Here is a 15409-nt window from a genome sequence, read left to right as displayed (position 1 = left end):
TAGTGGAAGTCATACAGATAGCCGCCTTCCACCGGCACAATCGGCTCGTTGAAGGTTATCCAGTATTTGATTTTATGGCCGAACAGGCGAAACGCCGTGGCGGCAAAACGGGCGAACAGATCGGTCACGTGTTTTGACTCGAAGCCGCCGTAGCGATTTTGCAAATCTTCTGGCATATCAAAATGGTAGAGGTTAACCATCGGTTCGATGCCGTTAGCGATCATTTCGTCGAAATAGTCGTTGTAGAAGCGGACGGCCTCGGCGTTCGGCTCGCCGGTTTCCAGATCGTCGATCAGCCGCGACCACTGAATAGAGGTACGAAATGAGTTAAAGCCGATGTGCTTCATCAGGGCGACATCTTCTTTGTAACGGTGCAGCGTATTGCAGACCGTCTCAGGGCCGATTCCCCGGTAAAAGCGCTCCGGCTGCGCGGCGTGCCAGCTGTCCCAGATGGAACGATGAGGTTTACCCTCTGCGCCTTCGGTTTGCGGGCCCGAGGCGGCGGCGCCCCAGAAGAAGTGGTCTGGAAACGAATAGACGGTCATAGTTTCTCCTGTTGCTGTTTCTGTAAGGCTGCGTTCACCGCTTGTTCTGCCAGGGGGGCCATAACTTTGAAGCCATTTTCGTTAGGATGAACGCCGTCGTCCGAATATTGTCTGCTGAGCTTTCCGGCGTCGTCCTGCAGTGCGGAAGCGTAATCAAGCCAGATTAAGCCGTTTGCTTCGCTCCAGTTCTTTAGCCAATGATTCAGGTTGTTAATTCGTTCTGTAGGACGCTGAGCATAGAGCTCTTTTGAACTGTCGGTATAGTTATGGACAGGCAGAATAGAGGCCATCACCAGTTGAATGTGGTGAAGTTTCGCCAGCTCGCTTAAGGTCATGTAATTTTCTTTAATATCGCTATCGGAGATGTATCCCGTATTGCCTGCAATATCGTTGGTTCCCGCGAGGATAACGACCACAGTGGGTTTTAAATCAAGAACATCCTGGCGAAACCGTACCAGCATTTGTGAGGTAGTCTGCCCGCCAATGCCGCGATTAACATAGTGCTTGCCGGGGAAATCACGATCCAGCTTCCAGATATCAGTAATGGAATCACCGAAGAAGATCACGCGGTTATCTGCTGGCTGTTGCGCTAATGCGGCATTCTGCTGTCGATAACGCGCAAGCTGCCCGTAATCGTCGCTGAAAATGGGCGCCTGTTGGCGGCGATAACGATCTAACCCAGGAAAGCCAGTTGAGGGAATCACTGCGGTCACCTCTTTGATGGGCGCTGCTGGTGGTGTGCTCTCTTGAGCGTATAGCGGCGAGGCTATTAATAATAGCGACATGATGATCTGTTTTTTCATAAAACCTTCCACGGGATCCTTTTGTCTTCATGCTCTGGTTCGCTGTCGCGAAAGCCAGCTCCTGAGTGGAGTGTGTCACGGCGATAGACAAAAAGCATGAAGAAATGGAAAGCGCTTTCCGTTTTATGGATACACTTCACAATTTTGTTGCCAGCTCTTTCTCACGGTCGATCACCTGTTGCTCATACACCTTGAAAAATGGGCGATAGAGCATCCAGGAATTAAAAATGGCAAACAGACTCATGCAGAGGTTTTTCCAGCTGCCGTTTGCCGACCACGCCGCGCCCAGCGGCGCAGGCATTGACCAGGGAAGCATGGCGACGACGCGGTCGAGCACGCCGAGATGCGTCAGATACCAGGCGATGCAGGCGTTAATCATCGGAACGCCGATAAAAGGTATTAAAAATATAGGGTTAAGAATAATCGGGAAACCGAAAAGAATGGGCTCGTTGATGTTAAACAGAGAGGGAATAAGGCCAATTCGCCCCATGCTTTTCAATTGTCTGGAGCGACTGCGGAGTGCCATGAAAATCAGCGGCAGCGTGGATCCTATACCGCCAATCAGCAGATAGAAATCCCAGAACCCCTGCAAATAGATATGCGGCAACGGTAGGGTGCCTGTCGCCAGAGCCTGTTGATTCTCAAACAGATAGGTCATCCAGAACGGATTCATAATGCCGGTCACAATCAGCGCACCATGGATCCCGACAAACCAAAGCAAGTTACAGATAAATAAAGAGATAAGTAGTGCAGTTAACGTGTCTGACGCAATGATGAGTGGGCGCAGCGCTTCATTAATGAGTTCCGGCAGAATCATGCCGGTACTGATTTTGAGTCCGCTGTTAATGGCGGTAATCGACAGCATGATAACCAGTAGCGGCGCCAGCAACTGGAAGCCGTTGCGGGTCATTATCGGGACTTCGTCCGGCAGATGGATGTACCACCCTTTTCGATAAAAAAATCTAATTATCTCAATGGTATAGGTGCTTGATATCAGTGCGCTGAAGATCCCCATTCCACCCAGAAACACATTGGCGCCATAGCTTTCTTTAAAACCAATAAACAGCAAAAACGCCAGGCTGCCGGTTAACCCGCATAACCGTTCGGGGAGTTGATACTGTTTGCCAAGGCTGGCGCTCGCGCCGAAGGCGACAATCAGCGCGATCAGCCCTATGGTCAGTTCAAAGGTTGGCAATAGCATCGGGCGAAGAGCCTGATACCACGCGCCATACCAGGCGCCAGGGTCCATCGTGAACGGGGGAAAGATCAGCGGCACCATCAGGCTACCCACAATAACGAACGGCATAGCCAACGCAAAACTGTCGCGCATGGCGGTGATGTGCGGGCTGCGGGTCAGCAGATTGGCGAAAGGCGTAACGCGCTGCTCAATCAGCGTCACAGCAACATTCATAAACTGAATGTTCATGATGAACCCTATGTCAGACGATGAAGAGCGGATCATCGCTTACATCTGTGGAAAGTAAAAGCCTGCAACCGGTGATCTTGCTCACGTTTAATGGATTCATAAATGGAAAGCGCTTTCCGTTTTGTTTCCTCCTGATTATAGTCCGCTCATTGTTACTACTCAGTCAGGAGTGTTCCATGAAGAAAATTATGCTGTGTTGTTCCGCTGGGATGTCCACCAGTCTGCTGGTGAAAAAGATGGTGGAAGAGGCGCAAAAGCGCGGTCTGGAGGTCGATATCAAAGCGTTTGGCGTCGCCGAATTTGAACAGCAGGTGGGCCACTATCAGGTGGTGCTGTTGGGGCCGCAGGTCAAATACATGCAGAAAGATTTGCAGCAGAAAGCCAGCGCTTACGGCATCAAGGTCGAGCCGATCAACATGATGGACTACGGCATGCAAAAAGGCGGCGCGGTGTTGGATTTTGCCCTGTCCTTAATTGATAACAATAACTAAGGGATAAAGCATGAGCTCTCTGTACGCTAAATTAATCAGCGTGATAGAACAGAAAATCACGCCAATGGCTGGAGCAATTGGCCAGCAAAAATACGTTACTTCTATTCGCGACGGTTTTATCCTCGCGCTGCCATTTATGATCGTCGGCTCCTTCATGCTGGTGTTTATCTTTCCACCGTTTTCGCCGGATACCAGTTGGAGCTTTGCGCGAGCATGGCTGCAGTTCTCCCTGGACCACCGCGAAAGCCTGATGCTGCCGTTTAACTTCAGTATGGGCATCATGACGTTGTTTATCTCCGTCGGGGTGGCGGCAAGCCTGGCGCGTCATCATGAACTGGACCCGCTGACGTCCGGCATGCTGTCGCTGATGGGCTTTTTGTTGGTGGCCGCGCCGCTGAAGGATGGGCAGATATCTGTCGCTTACTTCTCCGGTCAGGGTATTTTTACCGCGCTGCTGGTGGCGATTTACACCACCGAGCTGTACGCCTTCCTGCGCCGTCATAACATCACCATCCGTCTGCCACCGGAAGTCCCAACCGGCGTGGCGCGTTCGTTTGAAATCCTGATCCCCGTTCTGGCGGTAGCGCTGACGCTGCATCCGCTGAATCTGCTTATTGAAGCGCAACTGGGGATGATTATTCCGGAAGCGATCATGTCGCTGGTTAAACCGCTGGTTGCAGCATCTGATACGCTGCCAGCCATTTTGCTGTCAGTCATGGTGTGCCAGATTCTGTGGTTTGCCGGCATTCACGGTGCGCTGATTGTGACCGGCATTATGAACCCGTTCTGGATGGCAAACCTGTCGGTTAACCAGGCCGCAATGGCTGCCGGCACTGCGATTCCCCACATCTACGTTCAGGGATTCTGGGACCACTATTTGTTGATTGGCGGGGTGGGTTCCACGCTTCCGCTGGCGATTTTGCTGATGCGCAGCAAGGCGGTACACCTGCGGACGATTGGTCGTATGGGCGTGGTGCCAGGGCTGTTTAATATCAACGAACCGATCCTGTTCGGTGCGCCAATCATTATGAACCCGCTGTTCTTTATTCCGTTTGTGTTGATACCGATGGTCAATGCCACGCTGGCTTACTTTGCCCTCGACTTCGGCCTCGTTTCCCGCGTGGTGTCGATGACGCCGTGGACCACGCCAGCGCCTATCGGCGCATCGTGGGCGGCAAACTGGTCATTCAGCCCGATCATTATGTGCCTGATCTGTATGGTGACTGCCGCCGTCATGTACTACCCGTTCCTGAAGGCGTACGAGAAACAGCTGCTGTCGCAGGAAACCGGCGACGCCGGGGCCGAAAGCCGCGTTGGGCAATCTGAGACCGCGTAATGTGTTGTATTGAGAGGATGTTATGGATTTAGAAGAACAAGTGATGGGGATTATTATCAACGCCGGTCAATCGCGTAGCCTGTGCTACGAAGCGTTGAACAGCGCCAAAACCGGCGATTTCGCCGACGCCGATGAGAAGATGGAGCAGGCGCAGCATTATGCGCGTGAAGCGCATCGGGTGCAGACTCAGCTGATTGAAGCCGATGAAGGCGAGGGGAAAACCAAAATGACGCTGGTGATGGTGCACGCTCAGGATCATCTAATGACCTCAATCCTTGCGAAAGAGCTGGTGGGTGAGTTGATTGAGCTTTATCGCACTCGCCATTAAACCCCATACTCCCCGGCGCCTCTGCGACGGGGAGTTGGCGAATACCTGTACGTATTTATGTTACTATAGGGAGAAAACCGTAATACAGACGACACCATGCCTACTATTGATGATGTTTCAAAGTTAGCCAACGTTTCCCGTGCCACCGTTTCGCGCGTGTTGACGGGGACGCGTGGCGTTCGTGAAGAGAGCCGTGAGGCCGTATTACGTGCGGTAGAAGAGCTAAACTACCGCCCAAGCTTTGCGGCACAGAATTTGGCGAGCAACACCTCCAGCTACGTCGGTATGGTGCTGCCCGCGTATGAAGCGGAGTTTAGCGCGACGCTATTACCGCAGCTGTCGCAGGCGGTTAAATCGCTGAATAAATCGCTAATGATTCAGTACGTCAACGACGCTGCTGAACAGCAGGCTGCGGTGGAAAGCCTGCAGCATCAGTGTGTTGCCGTGGTGACGTTGGGCCGTAACAGCGGTGATGTGGCCAGCAATGTCATCGCATTTGATGAGTTCTCCGCAAAAGGCAGCGCCAGCCAGGGCTATAACTACGCGTTTGCCACCGAAAGCGCCTGTCGCTACGTGCTGGGCAAAGGGCACCGTAATATTGCGCTGTTGTTAGACAATGAAAACGACGTCGCCAGTAAGCAGATGCTCGACGGCTACCGTAGCGTGCTGCAAAATTTCTCCCTGCCGTTTAATCGGCAACTGCTGGTGATGGCCAATAATAATATTGAACAGGCGCTGCTGACGTTGATCAATAGCTTCACGAAATACACGGCGATCATCGCCAAGCGTGATTGCTACGCCGCTGAAGCGATGCGCCTGTTGCGTGAATTCAATATTGCGATCCCGCAGGAAGTGTCGCTGGTTAGTCTGGAAGACTCTCCGCTGGCATCGCTGGTCTATCCGCCGCTGACCTGCATTTCCTATCCCGTCGAACAACTGTTGGATCATTGCGTGCAGCGTATTCGCGCGTTAATTGACGGCCATTCCCTGTTTATGCCCGAAGGGCGTGTATTCACCGGGCGGCTGGTGGCACGGTCCTCGGTTGCCGATATTAGTTAATATGATCGATACGCGGTGAAGGGCTTATTTTCACCGCGTAAAGAATATTGAGTTACAGAAATAAAGCTAAAATATCTAATAAGTGAAACGTTAGTTAAATATTAGTTCTCCATCAGTTCCGTTACATCATATTCAATTAATGCCCATGCTACCGATTTACCCTGGTAATAGGGCATAACATCGCCTCTACGTAGGCTGACGACGGCGGAAAGCGTGGGGTCGGAGAGTTTCCAGTTGCCTGCTTGTGGAGAGTACTGGCCGCTGTGACGCAGGATACCAAGCGGTTTGCGTTCGGTGTTTTCCGTTGAAGAGTAAGAAGAAAGTACCGAGAGCGTGTAATTACTACTGTCTATCTTCATAACGTGATAATCCAAAAAAGAACACACGTAATAAACAAGCGACAGCTTATTGCTACAACTTAAGCATGGATTAATTATTTGAACGGTGAATAATTCATGCTGTTTTATTGCAATAAAAGTTTGTTTTCGCCAGAATAAGCGCTCTCTCTGGTTAAAAAGTATCCTAAATGATTAAGCGCCTGATTAATTTACTCATTCTTATTACGGCATGTTCCGCCTCCAGCGCTTTTGCGGTGAACTGCCAGCGCGCCTCGACGCCGCTGGAAAATACCATCTGTAATAACGATAACCTGAGCTGGCTGGATAACACGATGTCGAGCGTTTACCGCGCGATGCTGGTGTATCGTGATGCGCGTCAGGTGCATCAGGAGTATGAGGCCTGGGAGAAATCTCTGGAAAGCTGTGCATCGGACAGCTGTATTGAGCGCGCTTACTATTCCGGGATCAGTAAAATTGCCGAAGCGCAGCCGGGCTTTGCGTGGGAAGGCCGTTGGTGGAACACCAGCGCGGCGAATATGAGCGGCGGGGTGATCCAATTCAGCCATAGCGCGGACTGGTCAATTACCGCCGATATTCGTATCTGGGCCGGACAGAATAAGGATGAATTTACCGCTGAAGCCCGCAAGATTAACGGCATGGTGCTGATCGACGATATGGTCGATAGCAAAAAGTGCAAAGTGTTGTTTATCCCGCGTAAAAGCGGGGCGATTCAGGCCTACAGCAATGCCGACTGGGGCTGCCGCCTGTCAATGCCTAACGGCGCGTTTATCGATGGGCGCTACCTGAAGTCAGAGCAGGATCCGCGGCCAAAGGCGACGCTGCTTTCGCTGGAGATTTTCACCGATCCTAAAATGGATGAACGCTTCCGCACGTTGGTTGGCGACGACTATCAAAAGTTCGTCGATACAGCGAATATCTATATCTATCATGAAGATATAGATAATATCGGCGCTACAGCAGTGTCGATGTGGGTGCGCGGTGCGGCCAATACCCGTACGGCTATTATCATGTACACGGCCAGCAATATTTGGGCGGCGCGGGTTGAGCCGGATGATAAAGGGAAGCTGGCGTTCTCGTACTTCAGCACCCAGGGTAACAATCTGGCCAAAATGCCGCGCACGATAGCGGAATGGAAGCTGCGCTACCTCGATCAGTAAGTTTCGGTCCGTTCCCTCTCCCGTAAAAAGGGAGAGGGGCATCTCAGGCGGCAGGTTACGCCAGCGTTCCCACCACGTTCAGGTCGGCGTCGTCCGGCACTTCATTGTACGACAGCACGTGCAGCCCGCTGGCAAACAGGCGGCCATAACGTGAAATTACCGGGCGCAGCTGCGGCGTGACCAGAAGCAGCGGCGGCAAACTCTTCGCTTTCATCTGCTCGTAAATCATCGGCATCGTATTTTGCAGCTGGGTCAGAATGTTCGGGTCAACCGGGAAGCTGTCCAGCGCCACCTTGCCGGCCTGCTGTGCCTGATTCAGCGCGCCGAGCAGCATATTCTCCAGCTGATTATCCATGGTGTAGGCTGCCAGCTGCGGGCGATCGCCGTTAATGTTATGCACGATGGCGCGGCGCAGGGCGTAGCGTACATCCGCGGTGAGCAGCACCGGATCTTTGGTCACCGCCGCGCTTTCCAGCAGCGTTGAAGCGATGGTGACGATATCTTTCAGCGACACCTGTTCCAGCAACAGCTGGCGATAAATGCGCAGCAGCTGGCTGTAGTTGAGCGCGGCGTTTAAATCCTCCGCCAGTTTCGGCGCCTGCTGCGCCAGACGGGCGTGCAGATGGGTGATATCGTCGTAGTTAAACAGCTCCGGCAAATGCTCGCGGGCGACTTTGTTGACATGCGTCGCCACCACGCTGGCGCAGTCGACGACCTGATAGCCGAGGTTCAGCGCTTTGGCTTTCTGTTCCGGGTCAATCCACACTATCGCCATGCCGTAGGCCGGGTCGGTATCCAGCACGCCGTCGATTTCGCCGTACAGTTCGGTGCCGGGTATGGCCATCAGCTTCTCGGCGTTCACTTCGCCCAGCGCGGTGCGGATACCGTTGATGTGAATGGCGTACTGCGCGGGCTTGAGGCGGAAGTTCTCACGAATGCGAATCTCCGGCAGCAGCACGCCGCACAGTTCAGAGATCACCTGCCGCACCCCACGCACGCGGAGCGACAGCGGGCTGCCCTTCGACTCATCCACCATGGTGACCAGCTTGTAGCCAAGGTTCAGGCCAATCGGCTCGACCAGCGGAATGCTGTCCCAGGTAATCGCCGGGTTGGTATCGGGGGCCAACGCTTCACTGATGGCCTCCATGTCCGTCTCTTGTGGCGCGGGCTGCACCACCTTGCTCTGCCGCCAGGCGGCGAACACCAGCAGGGCGGTAAAGCTCAGGAAGGCGATGTGCGGCATACCTGGCACAACGGCCAGAATGAACATCACGAATGCCGCGGTGTACAGCACCTTTGGCTTGGAGAGCAGCTGTGTTTTGATTTCGTCGCTGACGTCGTTACCTTCGCTGACGCGGGTCACGATGATCGCCGCGGCGGTCGCCAGCAGCAGGGACGGAATCTGGGCGACCAGACCGTCACCGATGGTCAGCAGAACGTACTGACGGAACGCATGGCTGGCATCAAGATCGTATTTGAAGATACCGATACAGATACCGCCGATCACGTTAATGATCAGTACCATAATCCCGGCAACGGCATCGCCGCGGACAAACTTGGACGCCCCGTCCATCGCGCCATAGAAGTCGGCTTCTTTCGCCACTTCCTGACGGCGGCTTCGCGCCTGCTGCTGGTTGATAAGCCCGGCATTCAGGTCGGCGTCGATCGCCATCTGTTTACCCGGCAGCGCATCCAGCGTAAAGCGTGCGGAAACCTCGGAGATACGCTCGGCACCCTTGGTGACGACCACAAAGTTGATGATCATCAGGATGATAAACACCACGAAGCCGACGACGAAGTCGCCGCCAATCACCACCTGGCCAAAGGCTTCAATCACCTTACCGGCTGCGCCTTCCCCCTGGTGGCCATTCAGCAACACCACGCGGGTCGACGCCACGTTCAGCGTCAGACGCATCAACGTGGTGATTAACAACAGCGTCGGGAAGATAGCAAAGTCCAGCGGACGCTGCATATTCACCGCGACCAGCAGTACGATGACCGCCAGCACAATGTTGAATGTAAACAGGATATCCAGCATCAGCGGTGACAGCGGTAGGATGACCATCGCCAGTACGCAGAGAAGCAGGATAGGCACGGCAATCTGCGCCTTGCGGAGCATGCCGAACATGTTTTGCATCTTACTGTTCGCCATTGGCTTTTAATACCTCTTGAGGAATGTCTATGTGCCTGTTCAGGCGGGGTTTTTGCTCAGCACGACCTTCGCGCCAGGACTTCAGCTGCATCACATAGGTCAGCACGTGAGCGATGGCGCGGAACAGCTGCGCCGGAATCTGTTGGTTAACGCGAGTGGTGTAGTACACCGCGCGCGCCAGCGGTGGAAACTCCACCACTTCAACCTTATGAGTGGCACCCACTTCACGTATCCACAGCGCCACGTCGTCAATGCCTTTGGCGACGATGTACGGCGCTTCCGCTTTCTGCGGGTCGTATTTCAGCGCCACGGCGTAGTGGGTTGGGTTAGTGATAATCACGTCCGCTTCGGGCACGGTGCGCGAGATTTGCCCCATCGCCATCTGGCGCTGCAGTTGGCGGATGCGACCCTTGATCTGCGGGTTACCGTCGTTGTTTTTGTACTCTTCCTTCACTTCCTGCTTGGTCATGCGCATCTTTTTGGTGAACATGAATTTGCTCAACGGCACATCAAGCAGGGCAAAAATCACGATAACGGCGATGAAATAGCTGACAACGTGATGAAAAATGCCAAAACCCTGGCCGATGGCCTGATACAGATACAGCCGTTGGAGATGCAGCAGGCTATCCATCTGGTCATGCACCATCGTGTAGACAACGGCGAGTATCGTCGCGCATTTCAGCATCATCTTGCCCACTTCCGTGTAGTGGCTGGCGGAAAACATACGTTTAACGCCGCTGATGGGGCTGAGCTTTTTAAAATCGGGTTTGAGCTTCGACGGGGTAAAAATCCAGCCGCCCGGCACCAGGCTGGCGATGATGCAGGCCAGCGGGATGGGGATCAGCGTGGCGATAAAGCGCAGCAGCACCCACAGATTCAGCAGCAGAAACTGGTTGAGGACGTTCGGGTTATCGAGGTCCTTTGCCATGGTGCCGACGGCGGCAAACGACTCGCCGATCAACAACCGGTAGTACGGCAGGAAGGTCGCCAGGGTGAAGAACGAGGCCAGCAGGCCTACCGCCATGGTTAAATCTTTTGAACGGGGAATATCCCCTTTTTGCCGCGCCTTGCGCAGCTTCCCGGCTGTGGGTTTTTCGCTTTTATCTCCGCTGGAGGCCATTACTGCACCCTTATGGCGTCGAGTTTCGCCAGAATTTCGTTAGTCAGGTTGAGATAGTGGTCAGGAATGTTGGTGACCAGCATCGAAATACACAGCAGGCCAAACAGCATGCTGATGGGGAAGCCAAGGGAAAACAGGTTTAGCGTCGGCGAAACGCGGTTGAGCAGGCCGAAGCCGCCCTGCACAATCAGCATGACGAAGGTCGTCGGAAGCGCAATCAGCGTCGCCGAGGCCATAATCCAGCCTAACCCCTGAGCGATAAGCGTCAGTGTCGGCTGGTTGATGGCCTGGCCGATGGGCCAGTAGCTAAAGCCTTTAAACAGGATGGTCACCAGCAGCAAATGGCCGTCCATAATGAAAAACAGCAGGGCGCAGAAAACGTAGATAATCTGCGAAATCACCGTGGTAGAGCTGCCGTTAACCGGGTCGTTCATCATCGCCATCCCCAGCCCCATATTCATCGACAGAATATGCCCCGCCGTTTGTAGCGCGACAAACACCAGCTGCAGCGCCATGCCGAAGAAGAATCCCCACAGCAACTGTTCGCCAATCAGCACGATGGCGCGCAGTGAAAACAGTTCGTGAAGCACCACGTTGTTGGGCAGCATCGGGGTGATGATGATGGTCAACGCCAGCGCGGTGCCGATTTTGATGCGCCGTGAGAAGACGCGGTTATCGATCACCGGAGCGAACTGTAAAAAGGCGAGGATGCGAAAGAAGGGCAGCACCAGGGCCATGATTGGCGTCCACAGCGCCTGAATATCGATTCCCATAATGGTTTAACCCACCAGCGCCGCCGCCTGATGGAAAATCTGGACGGTAAAATCGACCAGCTGCGTCAGCATCCACTTCCCGGCGAAAATCAGTACCCCGAGCGTGACGACCAGACGCGGCAGGAAGCTGAGGGTCTGTTCGTTAATCTGGGTGGTGGCCTGGAAAATACTCACGCACAGGCCGACCAGCAGGCTGGGGACAATCGCCACGGCGGAAATCAGCAGAACGAGGTGAATGCCGGAGGCCATGATGTCACCGGCGGTGTCCATGTTCATCATCGCTACAGTCCTTGCACGCTGGCGGTTAGGGTGCCGACAATCAGCGTCCAGCCGTCGCACAGCACGAACAGCATCAGCTTAAACGGCAGCGAGACGATCAGCGGCGACAGCATCATCATCCCCATTGCCATCAGAATACTGGCGACAATCAGGTCGATGACCAGGAACGGGATGTAAATCATAAAGCCTATCTGGAAGGCGGTTTTTAGCTCGCTGAGCAGATATGCCGGGGTGACGATGGTCAGATCCTGCTCGCGGGCGTCGCCTTCAATGCCGGCGATGGTCATGATTTGCGCCATCGCTTTATTGTTGGTCTGCGCCAGCATGTATTTTTTCAGCGGCGCTTCAGCATTCACCAGCGCCTGCTTGAGGGTGATCTGGTCGTTCTGGAAGGGCTCAATCGCGTCGTTATACACGGTGGTCCATACCGGTCGCATCACCAGCAGAGTGAGCGCCAGCGCGATGCCGGTGAGGATTTTGTTTGGCGGACTCTGCTGTAACCCAAGCGCCTGGCGCAGAATCGCCAGCACGATGATAAAGCGGGTAAAGCAGGTCATCATCAGCACCATGATCGGCAGCAGGCCGAGCAGGGTCATCAGGATCAGGATTTCAATTTTAACGTTGTAATCCTGGCCCGCGCCGTTAGCGGTCGTGCTAAAGAGCGTGATGTCGCCGTTCGCCGCCAGAACGGGCTGGGCGAACAGCAAACCAATGAGTAGCAGCAGCGGGGCGCAGCCACGGTAAAACGCGCGGTTCATCGGGTCAGCTCACCCAGTTCTTTGGCATTAAATTCGATGATACGCAGGCCATATTTATCATTAAGCACCACGACTTCGGCCTTGCCGAACGCGATACCATTGACCTTAATATCCAGCGGTTCACCCGCCATTTTGTCCAGCTCAATCACCGAGTCGCAGTTCACTGCCATCAGTTCAGCCAGCGAGATGTTCACCGAGGACACTTCCAGCGTCAGGGTCACCGGAATGCGGCTGAACAGCGCCATGCGGCGCACGTCGGTCAGTGGCGCATTACGCGTCTCCGGCTGTAAATCGAGGCGGATATTCCCCTCAATGGTTTCATCATGGGTCATGTCGCTGAGGTTCAGGTCGTCCAGATCCAGAGACTGGCTCAGCTCTTGTTGTAAATCACTCATAAGGCTTCTCGGTTGTCTTGTCGTGGATATCGCATAAGAAAAGCTTGCTGCGATCTTCGGCAATAGTGGCTTCAAAAATCTGTTCTTTACCGATAAACACCGGTAAAGGGTCATTGATCGCGATCGGGATGATGTCGCCTGGTTTGATGTCAGCGATTTGAGCGACGGTCAGGTTCAGGCTGGCCAGACGGCCATCCAGCTTCAGCGGCAGACTATCGAACAGGCGTTCGATCTGCGCGGGGCTCAGGCTGACGCTCTTTTCCACGCCGCTGGTGCTGTTATCTGGAGAGCGTAGCGCCGCCAACATCTGGTCAATGTGTGGATTGTCCAGCAGGATGGTAAAGCTACCGTGGCTGTAACCTTCCAGGGTGAAAGTGATGCACCAGGCCCACTGGTTAATGACCGTGGAATAATCGACTTTAATTTCCAGGTCTTCGCCAAATGTCTCTTTGCAAATAACCAGCGAGGTCAGTTCCTGACCCAGTTTGCTTTTGAGGCGTTCTTCCGTTTTGGTGATCGGGAGTGACTCATCCGGTTCAATATGGCTGCTGTCTTTACTCAGCCCGTAATAATCATGGAGGATGTTTAGTAATAATATACGATCGATCACAAACGCAATATTCCCATAACGTGTTGAGAATATTTGCGCATTTTTATAATTCTGGTCGATCGCGAAAGTCATCGATTCTAACGCGGCGTTAACCCGAAGCTTCTTCAGAAAATAAATACTCAGGCGCGCGTCAAGAATGTCAAAGCTATCGTTCATTACCTTAGGTAGCTTATGCCATGGGCGACCGAGTTTGCTGACATCCAGTTTTACCAGCTCAGGAAGATTATCCTGCTGATGGATTCTGATTCGCTGTGAAGCAGGGTACATGATTATTCCGGTTTGATAACGTGTCCTGGTGAGACAATAAGGCGCCGTTAACGATTATCGATAACGGTCGCGAAAATTTTTCCTGGAAGCATTTGAGTTTTTAAGATGTTGTGACGCTTTAGGTCAACATCGAAGGTTCGTCGTCAGACGATGACTCAACTGCCTTTTATTCAGGGTGCAAATTAGACCTTTCTGAATCATTTATTGCAAGTGGATAGCGGTTATTAATCCATTATTTTTCCGCATGTTGCTTGATTAATAACTTCTGTAAGTGCATGAAAAAAATAGATTAATGTTTTAATATTCATTAAAAATAAGACAATTCCTACACCATGCGTATACTAGGCAGCATATTTTCACGGAAGGATTCTTTCCCCATGAAAATACCGCAGTCTTTAATCTTTATTAACATTATAAAAACGCTTTTAATCTTCTATGTAGCAAGGTGATTGCAGCGCACGTTTAATAAAGGTTTAGCGCATTATCCTTATTTGTTCTTTTTTACTGGTAATCCAAAATGAGCATTATCATTGAACGTGAAGACCGTCACGGAGAAGGCTTTGTCGCCGTTTCTCCTGCCAGCGTGGGCGTAATCTCATTAGCTCGCCGCGTTGCTAAATATAATGTATCAGTCCTGGTGACTGGTGAGACAGGAACGGGCAAGGAGTGTGTCGCTAAATATATCCACGAGCATGCCTGCGGCAGTGAAGCCCCGTACGTCGGGGTTAACTGCGCCGCTATTCCAGAAAGTATGCTGGAAGCGATTTTATTTGGTTATGAGAAAGGTGCATTTACCGGCGCGGTGGCGAGTGTAGCCGGTAAATTTGAGCAGGCAAACGGCGGTACGCTGCTGCTGGATGAAATTGGCGATATGCCGCTGTCATTACAGGCGAAGTTATTACGGGTATTACAGGAGCAGGAAGTTGAACGCCTGGGTAGCCATAAACGTATTCCGCTGGATATTCGACTGATTGCCTCTACCAATAAAGACTTACAACAGGAAATTGCCGAAGGCCGTTTCCGTCAGGATCTGTTTTACCGTATTTCCGTGGTGCCTATTCACATCACACCGCTGCGCGAGCGCAAGCAGGACATCCTGCCGCTGGTGCAGCGCTTTATTGCCAAATACCGCGCCTTCCACAAAGGCGACGTGCGCCTGAGCGACGATGCGCGCAACGCGCTGCTCGGCTATGACTGGCCGGGCAATGTGCGTGAGCTGGAGAACGTTATCCAGCGCGGCATGATTCTGGGCAACGGCGATGAAATTAAAGCCGCCGACTTTGGTCTGGTGGCGCGCGTGCCGCTGCCGGAAACCCCGTCGGTGGGCGTCATGCCTGCTTACCGCGAGCAGGATACCGGCAGTTCTGCCATCCGCGACGTGAAGCTGCACGGACGTCTGGCGGAGTACCAGTACATTATCGATCTGCTCAAACGCCATAAAGGCAATAAATCCAAGACCGCGGAGTTTTTAGGCATTACCCCACGCGCTCTGCGTTACCGCCTTGCGTCAATGCGCGACGAAGGCATTGATATTGAATGTTATTCCTGAGG

Annotated in this window: 17 protein-coding genes; 6 read left to right on the top strand and 11 right to left on the bottom strand. The window is 53.1% G+C overall.

Translation table 11 applies throughout. The features are described from left to right. The 3 genes from ACW14G_RS09310 to ACW14G_RS09300 form a co-directional block, all read right to left on the bottom strand. Positions 1-545, bottom strand: a 545-nt coding sequence (locus ACW14G_RS09310) for a glycoside hydrolase family 1 protein (protein ID WP_455648567.1), incomplete at its 3' end; no start/stop codon positions are given. Continuing rightward, positions 542-1348, bottom strand: coding sequence for a GDSL-type esterase/lipase family protein (locus ACW14G_RS09305; protein ID WP_419057690.1), 807 nt, complete (start codon positions 1346-1348; stop codon positions 542-544). The genes ACW14G_RS09305 and ACW14G_RS09310, both read right to left, overlap by 4 nt. A 136-nt stretch (positions 1349-1484) precedes the next feature. Next, a complete protein-coding gene (locus ACW14G_RS09300) occupies positions 1485-2774 on the bottom strand; it encodes a PTS sugar transporter subunit IIC (protein ID WP_419057688.1) in 1290 nt (429 codons plus the stop codon). Between the two features lie 176 nt (positions 2775-2950). On the opposite strand from ACW14G_RS09300, the gene ACW14G_RS09295 reads away from it, so the two are divergent. The 4 genes from ACW14G_RS09295 (at position 2951) to ACW14G_RS09280 (ending at position 5988) form a co-directional block, all read left to right on the top strand. Next, positions 2951-3265: a PTS sugar transporter subunit IIB gene (locus ACW14G_RS09295; RefSeq protein ID WP_167574723.1), complete on the top strand. Its 315-nt coding sequence runs from the start codon at positions 2951-2953 to the stop codon at positions 3263-3265. A gap of 10 nt (positions 3266-3275) precedes the next feature. Further along, positions 3276-4601, top strand: coding sequence for a PTS sugar transporter subunit IIC (locus ACW14G_RS09290; RefSeq protein WP_223803649.1), 1326 nt, complete (start codon positions 3276-3278; stop codon positions 4599-4601). A gap of 22 nt (positions 4602-4623) precedes the next feature. Further along, positions 4624-4929: a PTS N,N'-diacetylchitobiose transporter subunit IIA gene (gene chbA / locus ACW14G_RS09285; protein WP_064540875.1), complete on the top strand. Its 306-nt coding sequence runs from the start codon at positions 4624-4626 to the stop codon at positions 4927-4929. A 96-nt stretch (positions 4930-5025) separates the two neighbouring features. Next, positions 5026-5988, top strand: a complete 963-nt coding sequence (locus ACW14G_RS09280) for a LacI family DNA-binding transcriptional regulator (protein WP_167574725.1) — start codon at positions 5026-5028, stop codon at positions 5986-5988. Between the two features lie 101 nt (positions 5989-6089). Here the strand turns inward: ACW14G_RS09280 and ACW14G_RS09275 are convergent, their stop codons facing one another. Then, the gene (locus tag ACW14G_RS09275) at positions 6090-6347 is read right to left on the bottom strand and encodes a hypothetical protein (RefSeq protein WP_249022563.1); all 258 of its coding nucleotides are present in this window, start codon (positions 6345-6347) and stop codon (positions 6090-6092) included. A 167-nt stretch (positions 6348-6514) separates the two neighbouring features. Here ACW14G_RS09275 and ACW14G_RS09270 point away from each other — a divergent pair, with 167 nt between their 5' ends. Next, positions 6515-7504, top strand: a complete 990-nt coding sequence (locus tag ACW14G_RS09270) for a lysozyme inhibitor LprI family protein (RefSeq protein ID WP_167574727.1) — start codon at positions 6515-6517, stop codon at positions 7502-7504. Positions 7505-7559: 55 nt separating this feature from the next. On the opposite strand, the gene ACW14G_RS09265 is transcribed toward ACW14G_RS09270, so the two are convergent. The 7 genes from ACW14G_RS09265 to ACW14G_RS09235 are packed head-to-tail and all read right to left on the bottom strand — an operon-like array spanning position 7560 to position 13858. After that, entirely contained in the window at positions 7560-9656 is a 2097-nt protein-coding gene (locus ACW14G_RS09265; protein WP_167574728.1) for a flagellar biosynthesis protein FlhA, read from the bottom strand. Further along, on the bottom strand, positions 9643-10776 hold the full coding sequence (gene flhB, locus ACW14G_RS09260; protein ID WP_167574729.1) for a flagellar biosynthesis protein FlhB: 1134 nt from the start codon (positions 10774-10776) through the stop codon (positions 9643-9645). Before flhB ends, ACW14G_RS09265 begins: the two co-directional genes overlap by 14 nt. Further along, entirely contained in the window at positions 10776-11549 is a 774-nt protein-coding gene (gene fliR / locus ACW14G_RS09255) for a flagellar biosynthetic protein FliR (protein WP_249022564.1), read from the bottom strand. Before fliR ends, flhB begins: the two co-directional genes overlap by 1 nt. A 6-nt stretch (positions 11550-11555) precedes the next feature. Then, positions 11556-11828, bottom strand: coding sequence for a flagellar biosynthesis protein FliQ (fliQ, locus tag ACW14G_RS09250; RefSeq protein WP_167574731.1), 273 nt, complete (start codon positions 11826-11828; stop codon positions 11556-11558). Between the two features lie 2 nt (positions 11829-11830). Further along, on the bottom strand, positions 11831-12586 hold the full coding sequence (gene fliP / locus ACW14G_RS09245; protein WP_249022565.1) for a flagellar type III secretion system pore protein FliP: 756 nt from the start codon (positions 12584-12586) through the stop codon (positions 11831-11833). Then, positions 12583-12981, bottom strand: coding sequence for a flagellar motor switch protein FliN (fliN, locus tag ACW14G_RS09240; protein WP_167574733.1), 399 nt, complete (start codon positions 12979-12981; stop codon positions 12583-12585). The genes fliP and fliN overlap by 4 nt, the downstream gene beginning before the upstream one ends. Continuing rightward, a complete protein-coding gene (locus ACW14G_RS09235; protein WP_249022566.1) occupies positions 12974-13858 on the bottom strand; it encodes a FliM/FliN family flagellar motor switch protein in 885 nt (294 codons plus the stop codon). The genes fliN and ACW14G_RS09235 overlap by 8 nt, the downstream gene beginning before the upstream one ends. Positions 13859-14375: 517 nt before the next feature. Here ACW14G_RS09235 and ACW14G_RS09230 point away from each other — a divergent pair. After that, positions 14376-15407 (top strand): sigma-54 interaction domain-containing protein, encoded by a 1032-nt coding sequence (locus ACW14G_RS09230; RefSeq protein ID WP_167574735.1) that lies wholly within the window; start codon positions 14376-14378, stop codon positions 15405-15407. Positions 15408-15409 lie beyond the last annotated feature (2 nt).

It is taken from the genome of Kluyvera sp., assembly GCF_965301105.1.
Note: the sequence above shows the minus strand (reverse complement) of the source record. Positions and strands in the feature narration are given on the sequence as shown.

Coding starts and splice junctions, on each gene's coding strand:
- ACW14G_RS09305 (WP_419057690.1), bottom strand. CDS start 1,348: ATGAAAAAACAGATCATCATGTCGCTATTATTAATAGCCTCGCCGCTA.
- ACW14G_RS09300 (WP_419057688.1), bottom strand. CDS start 2,774: ATGAACATTCAGTTTATGAATGTTGCTGTGACGCTGATTGAGCAGCGC.
- ACW14G_RS09295 (WP_167574723.1), top strand. CDS start 2,951: ATGAAGAAAATTATGCTGTGTTGTTCCGCTGGGATGTCCACCAGTCTG.
- ACW14G_RS09290 (WP_223803649.1), top strand. CDS start 3,276: ATGAGCTCTCTGTACGCTAAATTAATCAGCGTGATAGAACAGAAAATC.
- chbA (WP_064540875.1), top strand. CDS start 4,624: ATGGATTTAGAAGAACAAGTGATGGGGATTATTATCAACGCCGGTCAA.
- ACW14G_RS09280 (WP_167574725.1), top strand. CDS start 5,026: ATGCCTACTATTGATGATGTTTCAAAGTTAGCCAACGTTTCCCGTGCC.
- ACW14G_RS09275 (WP_249022563.1), bottom strand. CDS start 6,347: ATGAAGATAGACAGTAGTAATTACACGCTCTCGGTACTTTCTTCTTAC.
- ACW14G_RS09270 (WP_167574727.1), top strand. CDS start 6,515: ATGATTAAGCGCCTGATTAATTTACTCATTCTTATTACGGCATGTTCC.
- ACW14G_RS09265 (WP_167574728.1), bottom strand. CDS start 9,656: ATGGCGAACAGTAAGATGCAAAACATGTTCGGCATGCTCCGCAAGGCG.
- flhB (WP_167574729.1), bottom strand. CDS start 10,776: ATGGCCTCCAGCGGAGATAAAAGCGAAAAACCCACAGCCGGGAAGCTG.
- fliR (WP_249022564.1), bottom strand. CDS start 11,549: ATGGGAATCGATATTCAGGCGCTGTGGACGCCAATCATGGCCCTGGTG.
- fliQ (WP_167574731.1), bottom strand. CDS start 11,828: ATGATGAACATGGACACCGCCGGTGACATCATGGCCTCCGGCATTCAC.
- fliP (WP_249022565.1), bottom strand. CDS start 12,586: ATGAACCGCGCGTTTTACCGTGGCTGCGCCCCGCTGCTGCTACTCATT.
- fliN (WP_167574733.1), bottom strand. CDS start 12,981: ATGAGTGATTTACAACAAGAGCTGAGCCAGTCTCTGGATCTGGACGAC.
- ACW14G_RS09235 (WP_249022566.1), bottom strand. CDS start 13,858: ATGTACCCTGCTTCACAGCGAATCAGAATCCATCAGCAGGATAATCTT.
- ACW14G_RS09230 (WP_167574735.1), top strand. CDS start 14,376: ATGAGCATTATCATTGAACGTGAAGACCGTCACGGAGAAGGCTTTGTC.